Source organism: Citrobacter sp. wls829 (genome assembly GCF_005280825.1).
Lineage (GTDB): Bacteria > Pseudomonadota > Gammaproteobacteria > Enterobacterales > Enterobacteriaceae > Citrobacter > Citrobacter gillenii.
On sequence record NZ_SZWP01000006.1, the window covers coordinates 1 to 20,067 of the forward strand.

The following is a 20,067-nucleotide window of genomic DNA, read 5'->3' on the forward strand; positions in this document are numbered from 1 at the left end:
GAACTAGCTATACATCATTCCCACTCAATCGTCGCTGGTGGCTTACCGCTGATGTCATACACCACGCGGGAAATACCGTTCACTTCGTTGATGATGCGGTTGGACACGCGGCCCAGGAAGTCATATGGCAGGTGCGCCCAGTGGGCGGTCATAAAGTCGATAGTTTCAACAGCACGCAAGGAAACGACCCAGTCGTACTTACGTCCATCGCCCATCACACCAACGGAACGGACCGGCAGGAACACGGTGAACGCCTGGCTCACTTTATTGTACAGGTCAGCTTTGTGCAGCTCTTCAATGAAGATAGCGTCCGCACGACGCAGCAGGTCGCAGTACTCTTTCTTCACTTCGCCCAGCACGCGCACGCCTAAACCTGGACCCGGGAACGGGTGACGGTACAGCATGTCGTACGGCAGGCCCAGCTCCAGACCAATTTTACGCACTTCGTCTTTGAACAGCTCACGCAGCGGTTCAACCAGACCCATCTTCATCTCTTTCGGCAGGCCGCCGACGTTGTGGTGAGATTTGATGACGTGTGCTTTACCGGTTGCAGACGCGGCAGATTCAATCACGTCTGGGTAGATGGTGCCTTGCGCCAGCCACTTCACGTCCTGCAGTTTCAACGCTTCTTCGTCGAACACTTCAACGAACACGCGACCGATAATTTTACGTTTCGCTTCTGGATCGTTCTCCCCTTTCAGCGCGTCGAGGAAACGCTGTTCGCCTTTAACGTGAATGATGTTCAGACCGAAGTGGTCGCCGAACATATCCATAACCTGCTCTGCTTCGTTTAGGCGCAGTAGCCCGTTATCAACAAAGACGCAGGTCAGATTTTTACCGATAGCACGGTGCAGCAGCATGGCAGTTACGGAAGAGTCAACGCCGCCGGACAGGCCGAGGATCACTTTATCGTCACCAACCTGCTCGCGAATACGGGCAACGGCGTCATCGATTATTTTTGCCGGTGTCCACAGCGCTTCACACTGGCAGATGTCACGCACAAAGCGCTCCAGCATACGCAGGCCCTGACGGGTGTGGGTTACTTCCGGGTGGAACTGCACGCCGTAGAAACGTTTTTCTTCGTGCGCCATAATGGCAAACGGGCAGCTTTCGGTGCTGGCAACGGTGACAAAGCCTTCCGGGATAGCGGTAACTTTGTCGCCATGGCTCATCCACACATCCAGCAACGGTTTGCCATCTGCGGTCAGTGAATCTTCGATGCCACGGATCAGTGCGCTGTCGGTCTGAACTTCAACCTGTGCGTAGCCGAATTCACGCTCGTGAGACCCTTCAACATGGCCACCCAGCTGCATCGCCATGGTCTGCATACCATAGCAGACGCCGAATACTGGTACGCCTGCATTGAAGACGTACTCTGGTGCACGCGGGCTGTTCGCTTCGGTGGTGCTTTCCGGGCCACCGGAAAGAATAATACCGCTTGGGTTGAATTCGCGAATTTGTGCTTCCGTAACATCCCATGCCCACAGCTCACAGTAGACGCCCAGCTCACGTACGCGACGTGCCACCAGTTGCGTGTACTGCGATCCGAAATCGAGGATGAGAATGCGATGTTTATGAATATTGTCTGTCATTGACGCTAATTCCGAGGCAAGTGAAACAAATTCGCCCGGCATAGAAGCCGGGCGCGGAAACTGATCAGGAGCCCATACGGTAGTTAGGGGACTCTTTGGTAATGGTCACGTCGTGAACGTGACTTTCCTGAATACCCGCACCGCTGATGCGTACAAACTCTGCTTTCGTTCGCAGCGCGTCGATAGTACCACAGCCGGTCAGACCCATACAGGAGCGCAGGCCCCCCATCTGCTGGTGGATAATCTCTTTCAGGCGGCCTTTATAGGCCACGCGGCCTTCGATACCTTCCGGTACCAGTTTGTCAGCGGCGTTATCGCTCTGGAAATAACGGTCAGAAGAGCCTTTGGACATCGCGCCCAGAGAACCCATACCACGGTAGGATTTATAAGAACGCCCCTGGTACAGTTCAATTTCACCCGGAGATTCTTCGGTACCGGCCAGCATAGAGCCCACCATTACCGCCGCCGCACCTGCCGCGATCGCTTTCGCGATATCGCCAGAGAAACGAATACCGCCGTCAGCGATAACCGGAATACCCGTACCTTCCAGCGCTTCAACCGCGTCAGAAACGGCAGTGATCTGTGGAACACCCACACCGGTAACGATACGGGTCGTACAGATGGAACCAGGGCCGATACCCACTTTCACCGCACTGCAACCGGCTTCAGCCAGCGCACGAGCACCAGCGCCCGTTGCAACGTTACCGCCGATGATTTGCAGATCCGGGTATTTCGCACGGGTTTCACGGATACGCTGTAAAACACCTTCAGAGTGGCCGTGAGAAGAGTCAATCAGCAGCACGTCAACGCCTGCAGCAACCAGTGCATCAACACGATCTTCGTTACCTGCACCCGCACCGACTGCAGCACCAACGCGCAGACGACCATGCTCGTCTTTACAAGCGTTAGGTTTACGCTCAGCTTTCTGGAAGTCTTTTACGGTGATCATGCCGCGCAGATGGAAGCCGTCATCAACGACCAGCGCTTTCTCAACGCGTTTTTCGTGCATTTTTGCCAGCACAACTTCACGCGCTTCGCCTTCACGTACGGTCACCAGACGCTCTTTCGGCGTCATGTATACGCTAACCGGCTGGCTGAGGTCGGTCACAAAACGCACGTCACGACCGGTGATGATACCCACCAGCTCGTTATCTTCTGTCACTACCGGGTAGCCCGCAAAACCGTTACGCTCGGTCAGTTCTTTTACTTCACGCAGGGTGGTAGTCGGCAGCACGGTCTGTGGGTCAGTAACCACGCCAGATTCGTGTTTCTTCACGCGGCGAACTTCTTCCGCCTGACGTTCAATAGACATGTTTTTGTGGATAAAACCGATGCCACCTTCCTGTGCCAGAGCAATGGCAAGGCGCGCTTCAGTCACGGTATCCATGGCTGCGGAGAGCATAGGAATGTTCAGACGAATCGTTTTCGTCAACTGCGTGCTGAGGTCAGCAGTATTCGGCAGAACGGTAGAATGAGCGGGAACGAGGAGGACGTCGTCAAACGTCAGGGCTTCTTTGGCAATACGTAGCATGGGCAATATCTCGACCAGATTGGTTAATAAATATTGCCGTGGCATTATACAGAGCGTAACCGATTGCATCCACACTTTTTTGCAAAAAAACCTTGCGATCCCCGGTAGGCGGGTTACTATCGATTGAATAACCTGCTGATTTAGAATTTGATCCCGCTCACATGTTATCCTCTCAAACCTCTTCAATTTTTACCGTAAGTCGCCTTAACCAGACGGTGCGCCTGCTGCTCGAGCAAGAGATGGGGCAAGTGTGGATCAGCGGCGAGATTTCTAACTTTACCCAGCCCTCTTCCGGTCATTGGTACTTCACCTTAAAAGACGATACCGCCCAGGTACGCTGCGCGATGTTTCGCAACAGCAACCGCCGCGTCACGTTCCGTCCGCAGCACGGACAACAAGTGCTGGTACGTGCCAATATTACGCTGTACGAACCGCGCGGTGATTATCAAATCATCGTCGAAAGCATGCAGCCAGCGGGTGAAGGTTTATTGCAGCAGAAGTATGAACAGCTCAAAGCCAAACTGCAGGCCGAAGGATTGTTCGATCAGCAGTTCAAACAATCACTCCCAACGCCAGCTCATTGTGTCGGGGTGATCACTTCGAAAACCGGGGCGGCGCTGCACGATATTCTCCACGTACTCAAACGTCGTGATCCTTCCCTGCCGGTGATTATCTACCCGACAGCGGTACAGGGCGACGATGCACCGGGGCAAATCGTTCGCGCCATCGAACTGGCGAACGCCCGTAACGAGTGTGATGTCCTGATCGTTGGCCGTGGCGGCGGTTCGCTGGAAGATTTATGGAGCTTTAACGACGAACGCGTGGCGCGGGCTATTTTCGCCAGCCGCATTCCGGTGGTCAGCGCCGTCGGTCATGAAACCGATGTCACCATCGCTGATTTTGTCAGTGACCTGCGGGCCCCTACGCCGTCTGCGGCAGCAGAGATTGTTAGCCGCAATCAGCAGGAATTATTACGCCAGATTCAGTCCGTTCAGCAGCGTCTGGGCATGGCGATGGACTACTACCTCGCCAACCGCAGTCGTCGCTTCACGCAGACCTTCCACCGTCTGCAACAGCAACACCCTCAGCTACGTCTGGCGCGTCAGCAAACCACACTGGAACGACTGCGTCAGCGGATGAGCTTTGCGCTGGAAAACCAAATCAAACAGGCCAACCAGCGCCAGCAGCGCATACTGCATCGTCTGAACCAGCAAAACCCGCAGCCACGTATTCATCGTGCACAAACGCGCATTCAGCAACTGGAATATCGGCTGGCGGAAAATATTCGTGCACGGCTTAGCGAGCAACGAGAACGTTTCGGGAATACCGTTACCCATCTGGAAGCCGTCAGCCCGCTGGCAACATTGGCACGCGGCTATAGCGTTTCTACCGCCACCGGCGGCGGCGTGTTGAAAAAGGTCAAGCAGGTGAAAGCCGGCGATCTCATTACCACACGGCTGGAAGACGGCTGGGTGGAGAGCGAGGTCACCACCGTGACCCCGCAGAAAAAAACGCGTTCGCGTAAAGTACAGTAGCGGAAGGCTACTGTACACAGGCCGCAAATCCGTTCGTTTTAGCCGGATCGATATTGCAGTTATCATCACCACTTGACTCATTGACTGCACAATAATATTTACTGCCTTTGGTGTTTGACAGATACGAGTAACTGGCTGTTGTCGGCTATCCTGTAGTGCTGAATATGCGATACAACGCCGTTAAATCACTTGAGGAAGGCGCTTTCAGCAAACTGCCACATTGGGCAGCCAGATCCCAGGTATTCGCATCATTTACACGCGCCATTGCCCAGTCTTCTTTATTCATCGTCACATGCAGCGGCGGCGTTATCCCGGACGGCAATTCCGCCAACAATCGCGGTCGGAGCAAGGTCACACCATTAGCCTTTACAGTGTCCTTCATATGCCCCCAGTAGTTCGCTTTGTCAGTGTCTGGGCTTGTGGGCACCGTAAAAATATTATCCAGCGTAATGCTAACCTGCGTGTTACTCATCAATGCAGCCGTCAGCGTCGTTTTCAAACCGAGGCTCTTATTTTGTGCCAGGGTAAACGTCGCTGTACCATCTGCCCCCGTGGTTCCGGTAAACATGCTGGCGGCTGTAGTCATATCGCTGGTCGAACTGGCTGGCGTGACCGCGTGCAGGATTAAATCATCCGCGCCCATATCCGCTTCAACATCACCGTCAGTTATCACCACGCCAGCGCGGTTTGTCGAATCTCCACGAGAGAGGGTAAAGCTGGCATTGGCGACCGGGTTGCCGCTACCGTCTTTGACCGTAACGGTCAATGGAATGGTGTCACCCTTCTCAGCTACTGCCGCCGATTTCGCCGTATCCATCGCGGTGGAAGTCAGCGTTATGGCGGACTCCATTTCACGAGGATCGACCAGACAAACCTGACCGGCGGTCGCGCTTGCCGAACTGGTTGATCCGCCGCCACCCGTGCTCAACATCATGAACTGGTAGTTTCCCGTGCTTGCCTCTTTATCACCCGCCCACCAGGGTTCGTTTGAACCGCTAGGCCAGCCGTAGCGAGCACCAATTCCGCCGGACACGCTGAGGTTATCCATAAACAGCTTTTCCATATCACTCTTGAGCGGCTGATAAGCTTTATCACAGCCTGTGGCACCGGCTTTATCTGTGTTCCCGGCTGTCACCATCGGCCAGATTTCGTTGTTATAAGTATACGTTTTGCTGTACGACGACATCTCTGCGGCGAGCAACGGTCTTTTGAAGCTCACCCCCGCGCTGTTGGTCGCGGTTTCCGGCATATGGCCCCAGTACGCGGCTTTATCGGTATCCGGGCTGGTCACGACAGTAAATATCGTCTCCAGGGCGGACGTTGGCGTTGGATAAGTCCCTAATTTCGCCGTAATGGTGGTCTTAAGCCCCATAGCATCATCCTGGCTCAAACTAAATGTTGCCGTACCGTCTGCCCCCGTCACGCCGCTATAGGTGCTGGCCTTAGTGCCCAGCACCGTGGTCGCAGGTGTTGGCGTTAGTTCCTCCAGTGCAAGATCGTCCGTCGCCCCTTTACTGTCAGAGGTCTTCACCAGGCCACTGCGCGATACACCATCACCCCGTGAAAGGGTAAAGGCGGCATTCGCGGCAGGACTGCCATTCACATCTTTCACCGTGACGGTCAGCGGGACGGTTTCGCCTTTTTTAACCTTCGCGTACTGATTCGCTTCATCGAAAACACTGGATGTCAGTTCAATCGTTGCCGGCTGCGGCGCATGAGGCGTCGTTCGGCAGGCCTGCATCTGCATCGTGGTCGACGACGTCGTAGCATTACTCGTACCCGTGCTTAAATTAAGGCTTTGATATTGGCCTGTACTGGATAAGTCTACTGCCCACCAGTTTCTGCCCGACGACAGTGGCCAGCCATAGGTAGTTTCCAGTTCAGTGTTCGGGTATTTATTATACAGCGCCTGCAAATCGCTCAGCAGCGGTTGGTAGGTAGGATCACAGCCCGTTGCCCCTGCCGTTTGAGCTTGAACAGCCGTTGGATGCGCCCAATATTCATTGTTTTTATTATAGAAACCTACGCCTGATGGGACTTCTGACTGTAATTTTGGACGCGTATAGGTGACGCCGTCCGGCCCTTCAACCGTCTCCGGCATATGGCCCCAGCGGAAAGCCGTATCGACGTCCGGGCTGGTCAAGACGGTAAAGATACCGCCAACGCCCTCGGTCGAGACATTGTTGTCCACAATCACTGCATAGAATTCGGTTTTCAACCCCGTCGTACTATCCTGGCTCACATTGAGCTGAACTTTACCGTTACTGTCAGTCGTGCCGTACCAGTATGTCGGTGACAAATTGTATTTTTGCGTCACAGCATCCGACGCTGGCGAAACCGGTTCTAAAAGTGTGTAGGATTCCGTAAGCGTATCGTTTGTGGAGGAACCCGGTGCATTTCTAAAATTTGAAAGCCCACGGTAAAATTTAATACTCATACCCACCTGAGGCTGCCCAGCATTATCGGTGATGCCAATTGTCAGAGGGATTTTCTCACCTTTTTTCACCACGTAGCCCGCTTTATTAGCATCCCATAACAAACTGGAGGTCATCGCAATATTTAGCGTTCTTGGCTCCACGCGACACAACTGCAAAGCTGCCTGAGAGCTCGCTTGCGTATTCTCGCCCGAGTACAAATTAATACGTTGTGTCATCACGCCGGTATGGGCAGCATTAGTGACTACATTGCCAGCAATCCACACAAGCGACGTGCTGTTTACCGGCAAGCCAAACTGCGTCATCAGCTCACCGTTCGGGTGGTCGCTTTGCAGCGTCGCCAGATCGCTCGCTGAGGCGGTGCTCATCTGATCGCACTGTACTAAATACGCCATGTTCGTTGTTGAGTACCAGACTTCTCCGTCCCCGGTCAGCGAGTATGCTGTCGTGTTGCTTGTCGACGAGAGCTCTGCTCGCAGCAGCGGACGTTTAAATTCAACATTTTTACTGTTGGTAAACGTCTCTGGCATATGACCCCAGTATTTCGCGATGCTGGTATCCGGGCTAGTAATTACCGTGAAAATGGCATTTTTACTGTCCGTTACCTTACTATCATCCGCCAGCGTCGCACTAATGGTTGTTTGCAGACCAGTAGTGCTATCCTGCGTAATGTTAAACGTCATGAGTCCTTGGGCATCTGTCTGTACGTAAAGGTATTTTTCTTTAGTATCCAGCAGTGTGCTGACCTGGCCTGAAGAGATATCACTCAGTGTGATATCGTCTGCGTTGTTAGTGCTATAAATCACGTTCGCACGGGTTTTGGCATCACTACGGGTAATCTTCACCAACGCATTGCTCACCGGTAGTCCGGTTGTATCGGTAACCATAACAGTCGCGGCAATCTTCTCGCCTTTTTTCGCTTTCGCGATGCCTGTAGTTTCATCTTCACTGGCAAGCGTCAGCGTTAGCTTGCTGGCAAGCTGGCGCGGTGAGGCAAGACAGGTTTGCATGTAATAGGTTGATGTACTGGTTGTGGATTTAATATCCGCAGCACTCAATAGATTGACTGCCGCATACTGTAACTGGCTAGCGTCCTCAGACAACACAGAATCACCAGACCACCAGTACTGACTATCGCTGACGGCGCCGTTATTGCTCATCGGCCAACCGTTGATGGTACGCATTGCTCCGTCAGGATAGCGGGTGTACAGCGTCTGCAAATTCGCCGTTATTGGCAAATTGCTACGTCCGCAACCGTTAGTACCTTTCCAAGCCTCACTGGCGGTGAGCATTCCCCACGTTTCGCCTTTATCATAACTGCCATTGACGATAGTCACCGTTTTACCCGGTGTAGCGCTAAACTCGCTCGACAACAGTGGGCGTTTATACACCAACCCTGTACTGTCAGTCACCGTTTCGGCCATATGCCCCCAATAGTTGGCTTTTGCCGTATCCGGGCTGGTCACTACGGTAAAAATCGTTGATAAAGACTGACTGGTGTTGGTGATATTCTCAATCGATGCCTGTAATGGCGTACTGAATCCCGCGCCACCGTCTTGGTTAATACTCAGCGTCACTGTACCGTCGCCGCCAGTGGCCGTGTAGTACTCAACGCCGCTATCAATGCCAGTGCCCTGGTTAATCTGAATAGCTGCGGCTTCACTCGCGTTAACGTCCTGATTACTGCGCCCCACGCTGTCACCGTGTGTAAAGATAACCGGCGTATTGCCCACCGGATTACCGCTGTCGTCGAGGGTGGTAATAACAATCGGGATGGTTTCACCTACTTTCGCTTTGGCGAAGCCGTCGCTCTCTTTATAGAGCGTTGAGGTCAACGTCAGATGCGTTGCCGTAGAACGCGCATTCTGCAAACAGGAGAAATAGAGCTTTTCGCTCCACAATTGCGACGTGATGCCGTTATCGCGCAGGTTGAGCGATTTAACATAGCGATTCTCCGTTGCGCGGCTGAGATCGGCGGTGCTGTTTTGGTAGTTTTTTCCATCCAGCGGCCAGCCCTGCTGTGTATTCATTCCTCCACTCGGCCACCCCGAATACAGCGACTGCAGGTCTGCCAGTGTCGGAACATAAGCCGCACCACAAGCAGTAGAAATCGAGTGGAAATCTACGGTTCCCCAGGCTTCATTATTTTCATTTACGCTACCTGCGGTAACGCCGCTGGCAATTTCAGCCAACAACAGTGGACGCTTAAATACTGCACCGTTCGCCGCCGTGACGGTTTCCGGCATATGCCCCCACATAGCGGCTTTATCGCTATCCGGGCTGGATACCACGGTGAAGATGGTGTCCAGATTGTCGCTCACACTGGCGTTGTCATACAGCGTGGCGGTTATCGCGACTTTGGTGCCATGGGTATCCGGACGGGTAACGCTAATCGTTTTGCTACCATCATTGCCGGTAATGCCGCCAATTTTTGTCACCGTATCATTCAGTGATTCACCATCAATCACCACGGGTGACACAATACCATCACCGCTACCGGCAATATGTTTGCTACCCTGGCGCGTATAACCATCGCCGCGGCTCAGTACAAAAGGTACACCGGGCAACGGATTACCGCTGGCATCTTTTACCGTCACCTTAAGCGCCAGCGTATCGCCCTTTTTCACCTTCGCCGCCTGCACAACATCGCTCCACTGCGCAGGGGTTACCGCCTCAATGGTAATAGTGGAGGCAACGGGGTTATCACTGGCAAGACAGCTGGTATAGACAGAGGCGTTACCGCCGGTACTTTCTGCGCCACTGGCTAGCGACATCATTTTCCACGTGGTCTCACTGGCAAACGTCGCCGACCAGTATGATTGAGCCACCGGCCAGCCTTGGACATTGTGCATAGCTCCACTGCTGTTGGCGTTATATAGCGCACTGAGTTGATCGGCGCGAGGCAAGCGGTTTGCCGCACATCCACCAGCCCCGGTACTGCCCGCCGCATCGGTATGCGTGATGCGCACCCACGTTTCGTTATCTTCCTCCTGAGTTCGCGTTGCAGTGACCTCTGTTGCCAGCTTAGGCCGCTCAAATGTCAGGCCATCTGCGGTCACCGTATCCGCCATGTGGCCCCACATTTCCGCATTTGCCGTGTCCGGGCTAGTCGATACCGTAAACTTCACACTGCGTGCTATCGGCGTTGTGATAAGCGAATTGACGGGGACAATGCTCAGTTGAGTCAGTAACCCAACTCCCTGCGGTTGCTCGATGATAAGCGTCGCGTTACCGCTGTCATCAGTCATTCCCTGATACGTCATAGAAGCCTGAGATGAGCCAAAAGACTCGCCGCCCATCACCAACGTACCATCAGTTGCATCGATATAACCTGCAGTCAGTCCGCTACGGCTTTTACCGTGTGCCATCGTGACGGCAAACGCCGCATTAGGGACAACCAGCCCATTCAGCGCATTGACCGAGTGCACCGTCATGGTTATCTGCTCACCTACCTTCGCCACCGCCTGACGTAGATTGGCATCACCATTCATCGACACGTCTAGCTGTGTAACCAGTTCGTTGCCAGAGCAGCTGAGATAGTTGGGTTCTGTACCGCTAAACATCGCATCGGTTCCGTTCGCGAGATTGACGTGCGCAGTCTGAGTACCGTCGGTATCGGCGGAAATATAGCTATGGCTGGCAGTTGGCCAACCATAATTGGTCAGCATGGCGTTGCCAGAGTGGGCCGAATAGAGCGCATCCAGAATCACCTGCCCCGGCACTTGCCCTACACCACACTGCGCGGTCGCCGCAGTGACGGAATTAAAAGTCGCCCAGTCCTCATGATTCTCAACGGTTGAACTGGTATTTGCCGTTGCCTCACCCGCTAGCAGTGGTCGTTTGTAGATATTACCCGCCTCAACAACGCCCTGCATATGACCCCACATGCGTGCCTGCGTAACATCCGGACTCGTTACTACAGTAAAGATGACGTTAGCCGTGGATTCGGTGCCATCCGCCAGTACCACACGCAGCGGTGTCAGAACGCCTGCACCGTTGTTCTGCGTTAACTCCAGTGACAGCTGGCCGTTGGCGTCGGTAATACCATGGTAATGATTCGGCGTACCGGACCCTTCAATGCCCACCAGCACAGGATTGTCATCCCAACCGTATTTAGCCCCTTCAGCCTGAGCCTCGGTATTGGTTTGCCCCTTACGGTTCTGCTCATCACCGACAAAAAGATCAAAATAGCGATAAGGCAGTGCTGAACCGGTCTCTTTATCGGTAATGGTGATCCTCATACTGATAGAGTCCCCCACCGGCACCTTTGCAGCATTCAGACTGCTATCCATATTATCCAGCGTCAACGTCAACGCAGGCGTCACGTCCGGCGAGGCTTTATCGACACAGCTCACCACCGATGTTGTCGTATCGGGTTCTTCAACAACACGACGGCTGAACATATTGACACCTAAGTGATTCGTCGCCAGCGTCCCTGCCGACGATGACCAATACTCATTGGTACCCGCCACCGGCCAACCCAACTGGTTCGCCAGATCGCCGCGAGCAATTTTCAACCCCATTAACTGACGCGCATCGGGTAAAATGTCACAGTGTTCATCGGCACCACTCCAGTTAAATAGCGCCCAGGTCTCGTTATTTGCACTCACGGTCCCGCTTGTACCTTCTGCTTCTGCCGCGAGCTTCGGTCGAGTGAAGGTATAGGTTTCACCTTCCACATCCGCGCTGGAGGTTTCCGCCATATGCCCCCACATATTGGCATTGGTGCTATCCGGGCTGGTTAGTGTGGTGAAAATCACATCAACGCTAGCTTTCAACGTGGAGGCATTGGCCGGAGAAACCGTCAGCAGAGTTTTGACGCCAGGGCCATTCGCCTGCGTGATTACAACGCTGGCGTTACCATTAGCATCAGTGGTGCCGTGATATTCCGTTGTCGTGGTGGTCAGTTCGGTGTCGCCAACATGCACGGGTGCAGTATTATTCACGGTATTCTGGCGGTTCAGTGCATCGCCACGGGTGATTACAAATGCCGTATTACCTACAGCATTACCCTGACAGTCATGCGTGGTGACCGTCAGCGTGATGCTCCCGCCCACATTCACCTTTGCAGCTTTCAGCGTTTCGTTGTAATTATCCGCCGTTACCTTCACTGGATCGCCAGCCGCGGCGGTAATCGTTACCGGAATCTTCTGCTCTAGCAGGGTGGTGGCATTGCTGAAGGGGGTACCCGTGATCGTTTGCAGATATAAAACAGCCGGCGTGGATGAATCATCGTTCTCAATTTTCGGCCAGATTACATAGTTTTTCCCGGCCATATTCTGCGCACAGAATGTTTGATTGGCGACAGGCTGCGGATTGAGCGGCTCATCCGGAGTCGCAGCATCGGCCCAGGTTAGGGCAACGTTCGGCGTTTTCTCTTCCCAACGAACGGGCGGTACCGCAAAAATATCGCCTTCGGTATCCAGAGGATTAACGAGCTGCAGCGCGCTAGCCGTATCGTCGGTGTTGAAGTCACGTGGCATAGCACTAAAATTAATGGTGTTGGTTTCATCTGACTTGAGCTGAATACTGCCCTGATAGACAGGGATCGTGACACCGTCGGCCAGCGGCACAGTACCGTTGATTGCATCGGTTGAGGTGTTCACTTCTTGCCAGGTACCGCTTTTCAACGCACCGGACACTGGCGCAGAAAAACTGCTGAACATTAACAGCATGATCAATAAAAAGTGGGAAATCCCTTCCCTGCGCAGACTGCCATCCATAAGCTATATCCACCTGTATTTGCTCTGTATTCAACATCTTTTGCTTAACCGTTAGCTAAGCAAAAGACGCGGAAAAGACCATCCCTTTGCAGGGATGGTCGGGTAAGTATTATTTGCGTTGATAATCGATAGACAGTCCGTAACCCTGCACGCCATCGTTGCCAAGGGTAACACCACTGCTTTCGCCGTTGTCGAAGGCACTCTTCGCTTCGGCATTGGTAACCGGAACCACCAGATCGGTGTTGTTATAGGTACTGCTGACAAGACCGCCCGCCGCGCCCAGTTGCTTACTGTTGCCGGTAAATTTCCAGCGGTAGTTGTAATCGCTGGTAACGTCTTCACCGGTATCGTAGGTGCCGTTACTGTTTTTATCTTTCCACAGCAGAACTTTATAGGTGGTATTGGTTTTAAGCGTAGTCGCCGTACCCAACAGGTTAGTCGTCGAACCTGACTCGTAAACAACCACTTTCACGTTTTCATCAACCACTGGACCTTCCGGAATATCATCATCGTCCGCACCGCCGCCCGCGTTGGTAGAAAGGTCACCGAGCAGCAGTACGGTGGCAGCGTTGGGATCCCCGGTGGTAGTGGTTGGTGTCATTTTGATACCGAGATAATAGTCGGCATCATCGGCCTGAATGGTGTAGCTATCCTGCCCGGTTGTTCCGCTAATCTCTGCCGCATCCGAACCATCCTGGCTCTTAGAACGCACCCAAACCATTGTCGCTTTGGTGGCGGTATTGTTGGCGTCAAGGTCACCTTCCGTATCGCCAATCGCCCAGTTGAGCGTCACCTTATCGCCCACGTGGAACTGCTTGTCACCTTCGCTGATGACCGTACGACTAGCGCGTTCGACAGTGACCGTCACATGATCTTTGTCGGTATCTGTAGTTTTATCTGCCGCGCGAGTGATCCACGGTACAGTCCCCTGAATCGTCCCCGTGCTGTCGGAAACAATCTGCCATTGTCCACTCTTAAGATTGCCATTTGCCGCCATAGCCGGAACGGAACAATATCCTGCGACTACCAGTGCCAGAGCGACCTTAGTTAGTCGACGTTTTACGATTTGCTGCATTAAGACTCTCCTTTTCTTTATGTTTCAGCGATTGGCCGCTCAGCCACTACGCTGTGCTATTTCTGGCTATACGAAACCCGTATGCCGTATCCCTGAACGCCATCCTGGACATTCGCGCCAAATTTCTGCGCGGCCTCTTTGTTGGTTGCAGGAAGAACTAGATCTTCATTGGTGGTATTTGACTCGGCGCCGGTATGCCCATGCGTGCTCTGCCCAGTGAAGTCCCACTGGTAGTCATACTGCGCCATTTCTTCTTCCGTCAGCTGCTCTGACATCTGGAATACGCTATCGCTGTTGGCATCACGCCAAAGCACGAAGCGGTAGGTATTATTGAGCGTGGGGTGTTGTTGTTCTTTGCCCATCAAATTGACCGGCTGTGCGGCTTTTACTTGATAGATGATACCGCTGACACCACCGGAGTCACTTCCCAGGAAGGTAACGTCAACATAGTTACTGTCGCCATAAACATCCGTATTTGCTTTCCAGCGGTAGGTTCCCGGCAACGTACTCGACAACGTAACCGTACCCGCCGTTTTGTCTCGATTAGCGATAAATACACAGGGGTTTTCTACAGTACACGCCGTCGTCGACAGCGCGACTTTTTTATCATTGCTGTCGTACAGCTCAGGGGTCATTACGTCATCAACCAGCTCGTTGCCATTACGGTCGGTGGTATCACCATTCGAATCGGTTAACAGCACGTCCAGCACCACGCCATCAGCACCATCAGCCTGTGCACTGGCAGCGTGGCTGTGATCGGTACGATCGGCATCAGCGATATTATCGACAACCAGCTCAATCCGCCTGTCCTGCTGCACGGTAATTTCCGCAATGCCCGAGTTCTGTTTGTTCCCCTTATCATCTTCCAGGGTGATGCGGACTTTCCAGGTATTCAACGTCGTGCGTTCTTCTTCTGTGCTGGCATTGATCCACGCTGGTAGCACCAAATTCCAGCGGTTATTGTTACCTTCTGTGAGCATGTTCGCTTTTACCACCGGCATCACCAGCGTGCGGTTGGCGTTGTTTTTCGCCTGCCATGAGGCTGTAATAATTTTATAGCGATGGTTAATGAGCGCGTTGATCGTCCATTTACATTTCTCCAGGCCAATACCGGCTTCCGGTTTGTCCTGAATGACGCATTCTGGGTTTTCGTTGGTTTCATCGGCTTTCAGCCACAGAGTGACATCCAGCGGATCCTTTTCGCGGTATTCCAGAACGATAAAATTATTACGATCGACAAAATCGGTGCGGCTTCCAGCCAACGAGTGCTGGGTTTTCACATTTTCGGGATCAAGCTGTGCTGCCAGCGGGGTACCAAACTGGTAGGTCATTGATGCCGTTACGCTTAAGTCAGTATTGTCTCCCGTACCAGCCTTATAATCTGCCGCCAGCGTAAGTAAAGGAACCGGTGTGTAACTCATTCCAACGGTCACAGCGTGCGGATTTTTTTGCAGGTTATCTGTCCCGAACAGCGCGACCTCATCACCATAATACTGCTCATAAATCAGTTTGCCGCCAAGCTGCGGATAGAATGGTAGCCACGCCTCTGTCCGCACGTCCCAGCCTTGAGCCGGACGTTCTTCGTAAAACTCAAAATCTTCGGAATCTTTCCAGTCCGACAGAGGATGGTAATAGTTTCCGGAAAAACGCAGAAAATCGGTCCACGCCTCGCCACCTAAACCCAGACGGCGGTGACCACGCGTAAAATCGTAGTCATAAAACACGTTGCTCCCCAGCAACCACGCCCCTACATTCTGACGCACGCCGAACCCCACGTTACCAATGGTACGATCTTCTTTTCGCTGGGCTGAAAACTGACTAAAAAACAATGTGCTTTGGGTATCGTACCAGGGAACAAAATAATCCAGCGAACTACCTTCCAGATCCCCCCCTTCACCAATTGCCAGGTTGGTACGCACTTTGCCATAGGGCGACATTAATGATTCAATTCCAGATTGTGCAGACGAAGTCATTTGCCCCTGAAAATAGCTACGGGCCTGAGATTCAAGCGCTTCTGGTGTTAGATTATCAAACCCTTGCGTGGCAGAATTAATAAAATAGTCAGCGCTTTTTTCTGTATATGATTTTCCGAGATTCTCTTGTTCTTTTTTTTGCGCTGAGTCACTGGCTAAATCAGGTAATGAGGTTTCACTCACTTTTTCAGCTACTGGAGATACACTGGTGCCTGAGGCTGAAACAACGCCACCATAAAGTAACACGAGTATGAGAATGCGCATCCATTGCGCCATACGACAACCATCCTTGAGTTTATCGCAATAACTAAAATATAATATTGTTTTATATCGAGAAATTCACTCCGGCTTACAATGTAAATATCAATTCATTACGCGAATGAATATATAAACATTCTAAATATTGCCTACTATTGATAATATCAGACATAAAAATAAGTAGGCAAATTAGAAACTCTAAATTTACTTTTAATTATTATTAATAAAAAACTCGACGCGTTTCTTTGAAATAAGTCCGTGCCCATACGGACAAAAGTAGTCCACAGCACCGCAGGCTTTTAATATCTGGAGTTGCTGATGACACTCCGGACAACGCGCTTCGAGCTGAATATCTTTATGACAGTTTTCGCAGTGCGCCGCTCCGTTTTGTGGCTCTACTCGTGTCTGACAATCCGGGCAAGTAACCGACATGATAACTCCTTGAGATAATTTTCACTGTCTGGATTTTAACACGATTCACCGAATGAATGAGACCGACGCCGATGCGGACACCTCAAATGGTGCAAAGATGCGGTAGTGATAAACAGGGGATGGCGTGGTATGGGCTGGATTGCCGGGGCATAACGCCACCCCGGCGAAATGGAGAGATTACTTCGCGTTAGCTGCCGGTTTAGTCTGTGTATTTTCCAGCATACGGCGGATCGGAACAATGAGGACGATCAGGACCGCGGCGCAGATAAGCAGCGCAATGGAGCAACGCGCAAACAGGTCTGGCAGCATATCCAACTGGTCAGCCTTCACGTGGCCACCAATCAGGCCTGCGGCCAGGTTACCCAGCGCGCTTGCACAGAACCACAGCCCCATCATCTGACCACGCATTCTTTCTGGCGCCAGCAGCGTCATGGTCGCCAGACCAATTGGGCTCAGGCACAGTTCGCCGAGCGTCAGCATCAGGATACTGCCCACCAGCCAGAATGGAGAAACACCCGCGCCGCCATTTGTCAGCACGTCCTGCGCTGCAAGCATCATTATGCCAAAGCCCGCCGCCGCACAAAGAATGCCGATAACAAACTTGGTGATACTGCTTGGGCGAATGTTCATGCTCGCAAGTTTAGGCCACGCCCAGCTGAATACCGGCGCCAGCAGAATGATAAACAGGGCGTTAATCGACTGGAACCACACGGCCGGGATTTCAAAGTCCCCGATCATACGGTTAGTGTAGTCGTTGGCAAACAGGTTAAACGAGGTCGGTTTCTGCTCAAACGCAGACCAGAAGAACGCCGCAGAAACCAGCAAGATAAAGCAGACCAGCAGTCTCGCGCGTTCTTTACGGTTCAGGCCCGCAAAGACAAACAAGTAGATGAAATAACAGGCGACGGATGCCGCAATCACGTACACCAGCATGCTGGCTACCGCAACCGGGTTAATCACAATCACACCCTGCGCAATCAGCGTAACAACGACGGCCACACCCGCAGCCAGCGCGAGTAACCACGCACCGACACCGTTTTTCTTCGCTACCGGGTTGTTCCAGGTGGAGTCCAGCCCCACTTCGCTATCGTAACGTTTCATCGCCGGTACGGCAAAGATACGGAAGATAATCAAAGCTACCAGCATTCCGATACCGCCAATACCAAAACCCCAGTGCCAGCCATGCGTCTTAATCAACCAGCCGGAGATCAGCGGTGCAATGAACGAACCGATGTTGATGCCCATATAGAACAGCGAGAAACCGCCGTCACGGCGCGCATCGCCTTTTTTATACAGCGTACCGACCATGACCGAAATACAGGTCTTAAACAGACCAGAACCCAGCACGATGAACATCAGGCCGATAAAGAACAGGTTGTTACCCATGATGGCAGAGAGCGCAATCGACAGGTGGCCGAGCGCAATCAGAATAGAGCCATACCACACCGCTTTCTGCTGGCCGAGCCAGTTATCCGCCAGCCAGCCCCCCGGCAGTGCAGCGAGATACATGGTACCGGCAAAGATACCGACAATCGCAGAGGCATTTTCACGCGCCAGCCCCATTCCACCGTCATAAACGGTGGCCGCCATAAATAAGATCAGTAACGGACGGATGCCGTAAAACGAAAAACGCTCCCACATCTCCGTGAAAAATAGCGAGCCTAGCGGATAGGGATGGCCGAAGAACGTTCGGCTTTCTTGTGGTTGAGTAGACGGTTGCATAATTCTCCTGAAAAGATATGTGTTGTGCGAGTAAACACCACGCTGTACGCCGGCCAGTTATGTATCTGGTCGATTTTTTTACAGGTAGCGAAAAGTTAATTAGCCATTTGAGGGTCTGGAGCCAGTTTTGTCTAGTACCAACCCCTGCACTTTAAGATGAAAATTCGACAATTGTCTACTTTCTTAGATTTAAACTTGGTCAAAAAAGAATAGTCATTGACATTATACAGACACACAGGACTATAAACAGACGAAAAAAACCCGCGACAAGCGCGGGTTTTCATAATCAGCAAGGGTTACTTACTTTTTTTAATATGTTGAATCAAACGCTTACGCTTGCGCATTTGTGTTGGCGTCAACGTATTACGCTTATTCGCATACGGGTTTTCCCCTTCTTTGAACTGAATACGGATCGGCGTACCCATCACTTCCAGCGACTTACGGAAGTAGTTCATAAGATAACGTTTGTAGGAATCAGGCAGGTCTTTAACCTGGTTGCCGTGAATCACCACAATTGGTGGGTTATAGCCACCAGCATGCGCATATTTCAACTTCACACGACGACCGCGCACCAGCGGCGGCTGGTGATCTTCTGTCGCCATGGTCATGATGCGGGTCAGCATCGCGGTACTGACGCGGCGGGTTGAGCTGTCATACGCTTCACGCACTGACTCAAACAGATTACCCACACCACTGCCGTGCAACGCAGAGATAAAGTGCACGCGGGCAAAATCGATAAAGCCCAGACGGAAGTCCAGCGTCTCTTTAACCTGCTCTTTCACTTCCTGGGTCAGGCCGTCCCACTTGTTGACGACGATGACAAGTGAGCGCCCACTATTGAGAATAAAGCCCAGTAGCGACAGATCCTGATCGGAAATACCTTCGCGGGCATCAATCACCAGCATCACCACGTTGGCGTCTTCAATCGCCTGCAGCGTCTTGATAACGGAGAATTTTTCTACCGCTTCGGTAATTTTTCCGCGCTTACGCACGCCTGCAGTGTCGATCAGCACATATTCGCGCCCATCACGTTCCATCGGGATATAAATACTGTCACGCGTGGTTCCCGGCATATCGTAAACCACCACGCGGTCTTCGCCGAGAATACGGTTAGTGAGTGTGGACTTACCGACGTTCGGACGCCCGACAATCGCCAGTTTGATTGGCAGATCCTGTGGATTGAAGTCGTCTTCAGGCTCTTCTTCACCGTTTTCTTCGGCTTCCAGCTTCGCCCAGTATTCCGCGTCTTCATCCACTTCTTCCTGCGGCGCTACGTCATCCATCCACGGCAGCAGAACGTGCTCCAGCAGGCTGAGAACACCACGACCGTGAGAAGCTGCGATCGGGTGAATTTCACCTAACCCCAGCGAATAAAAATCAACCACCGCCTGATCCGGATCGAGTCCGTCAGTTTTGTTGGCGACCAGGAAAGTCGGTTTTTGGCGCGAACGCAGATGTTTGGCGATGGCTTCATCTGCCGGCATCAGGCCAGCACGCGCATCAACCATGAACAGCACAACATCCGCTTCTTCGATGGCTAGCAGCGACTGTGCAGCCATGCGGGTTTCGACCCCGTCTTCGGTGCCATCAATACCGCCGGTATCAACACAGATAAACTCGCGTCCTTCAATCTCAGCACGACCGTACTTACGGTCACGAGTCAGACCCGGGAAATCCGCAACCAGCGCATCTCGGGTGCGAGTTAGACGGTTAAATAACGTGGATTTGCCAACGTTAGGGCGCCCGACAAGCGCGACCACAGGTACCATGTTTAAAGCCTCATTTAAAAAA

9 protein-coding genes are annotated in these 20,067 nt (G+C 52.5%); 1 reads left to right on the forward strand and 8 read right to left on the reverse strand.

Translation table 11 applies throughout. The annotated features are described in order from the left end of the window. Positions 1-14: 14 nt before the first annotated feature. A complete protein-coding gene (gene guaA / locus FDW88_RS00900) occupies positions 15-1,592 on the reverse strand; it encodes a glutamine-hydrolyzing GMP synthase (RefSeq protein WP_096759358.1) in 1,578 nt (525 codons plus the stop codon). Between the two features lie 64 nt (positions 1,593-1,656). Next, positions 1,657-3,123 carry an IMP dehydrogenase gene (gene guaB, locus FDW88_RS00905; RefSeq protein ID WP_117343514.1) on the reverse strand — a complete coding sequence of 489 codons (1,467 nt, stop codon included), beginning with the start codon at positions 3,121-3,123 and terminating at the stop codon, positions 1,657-1,659. 161 nt (positions 3,124-3,284) lie between these two features. Here guaB and xseA point away from each other — a divergent pair, with 161 nt between their 5' ends. Further along, entirely contained in the window at positions 3,285-4,658 is a 1,374-nt protein-coding gene (gene xseA, locus FDW88_RS00910) for an exodeoxyribonuclease VII large subunit (RefSeq protein ID WP_137361836.1), read from the forward strand. 145 nt (positions 4,659-4,803) lie between these two features. Here the strand turns inward: xseA and FDW88_RS00915 are convergent, their stop codons facing one another. From FDW88_RS00915 to der, 6 genes are all read right to left on the reverse strand, one after another. Further along, positions 4,804-12,816, reverse strand: coding sequence for an adhesion domain-containing protein (locus tag FDW88_RS00915; protein WP_137361837.1), 8,013 nt, complete (start codon positions 12,814-12,816; stop codon positions 4,804-4,806). A 109-nt stretch (positions 12,817-12,925) separates the two neighbouring features. Then, positions 12,926-13,891, reverse strand: coding sequence for a SinI family autotransporter-associated protein (locus tag FDW88_RS00920; RefSeq protein WP_137361838.1), 966 nt, complete (start codon positions 13,889-13,891; stop codon positions 12,926-12,928). A 56-nt stretch (positions 13,892-13,947) separates the two neighbouring features. Continuing rightward, complete coding sequence (sinH, locus tag FDW88_RS00925) at positions 13,948-16,140, reverse strand: intimin-like inverse autotransporter SinH (protein ID WP_137361839.1); 2,193 nt, start codon at positions 16,138-16,140, stop codon at positions 13,948-13,950. A 192-nt stretch (positions 16,141-16,332) separates the two neighbouring features. Then, on the reverse strand, positions 16,333-16,554 hold the full coding sequence (locus FDW88_RS00930) for a zinc ribbon domain-containing protein (protein WP_137361840.1): 222 nt from the start codon (positions 16,552-16,554) through the stop codon (positions 16,333-16,335). Between the two features lie 177 nt (positions 16,555-16,731). Continuing rightward, entirely contained in the window at positions 16,732-18,276 is a 1,545-nt protein-coding gene (locus FDW88_RS00935) for a peptide MFS transporter (RefSeq protein ID WP_115257788.1), read from the reverse strand. 296 nt (positions 18,277-18,572) lie between these two features. Then, the gene (gene der / locus FDW88_RS00940; protein ID WP_115257787.1) at positions 18,573-20,045 is read right to left on the reverse strand and encodes a ribosome biogenesis GTPase Der; all 1,473 of its coding nucleotides are present in this window, start codon (positions 20,043-20,045) and stop codon (positions 18,573-18,575) included. Positions 20,046-20,067 lie beyond the last annotated feature (22 nt).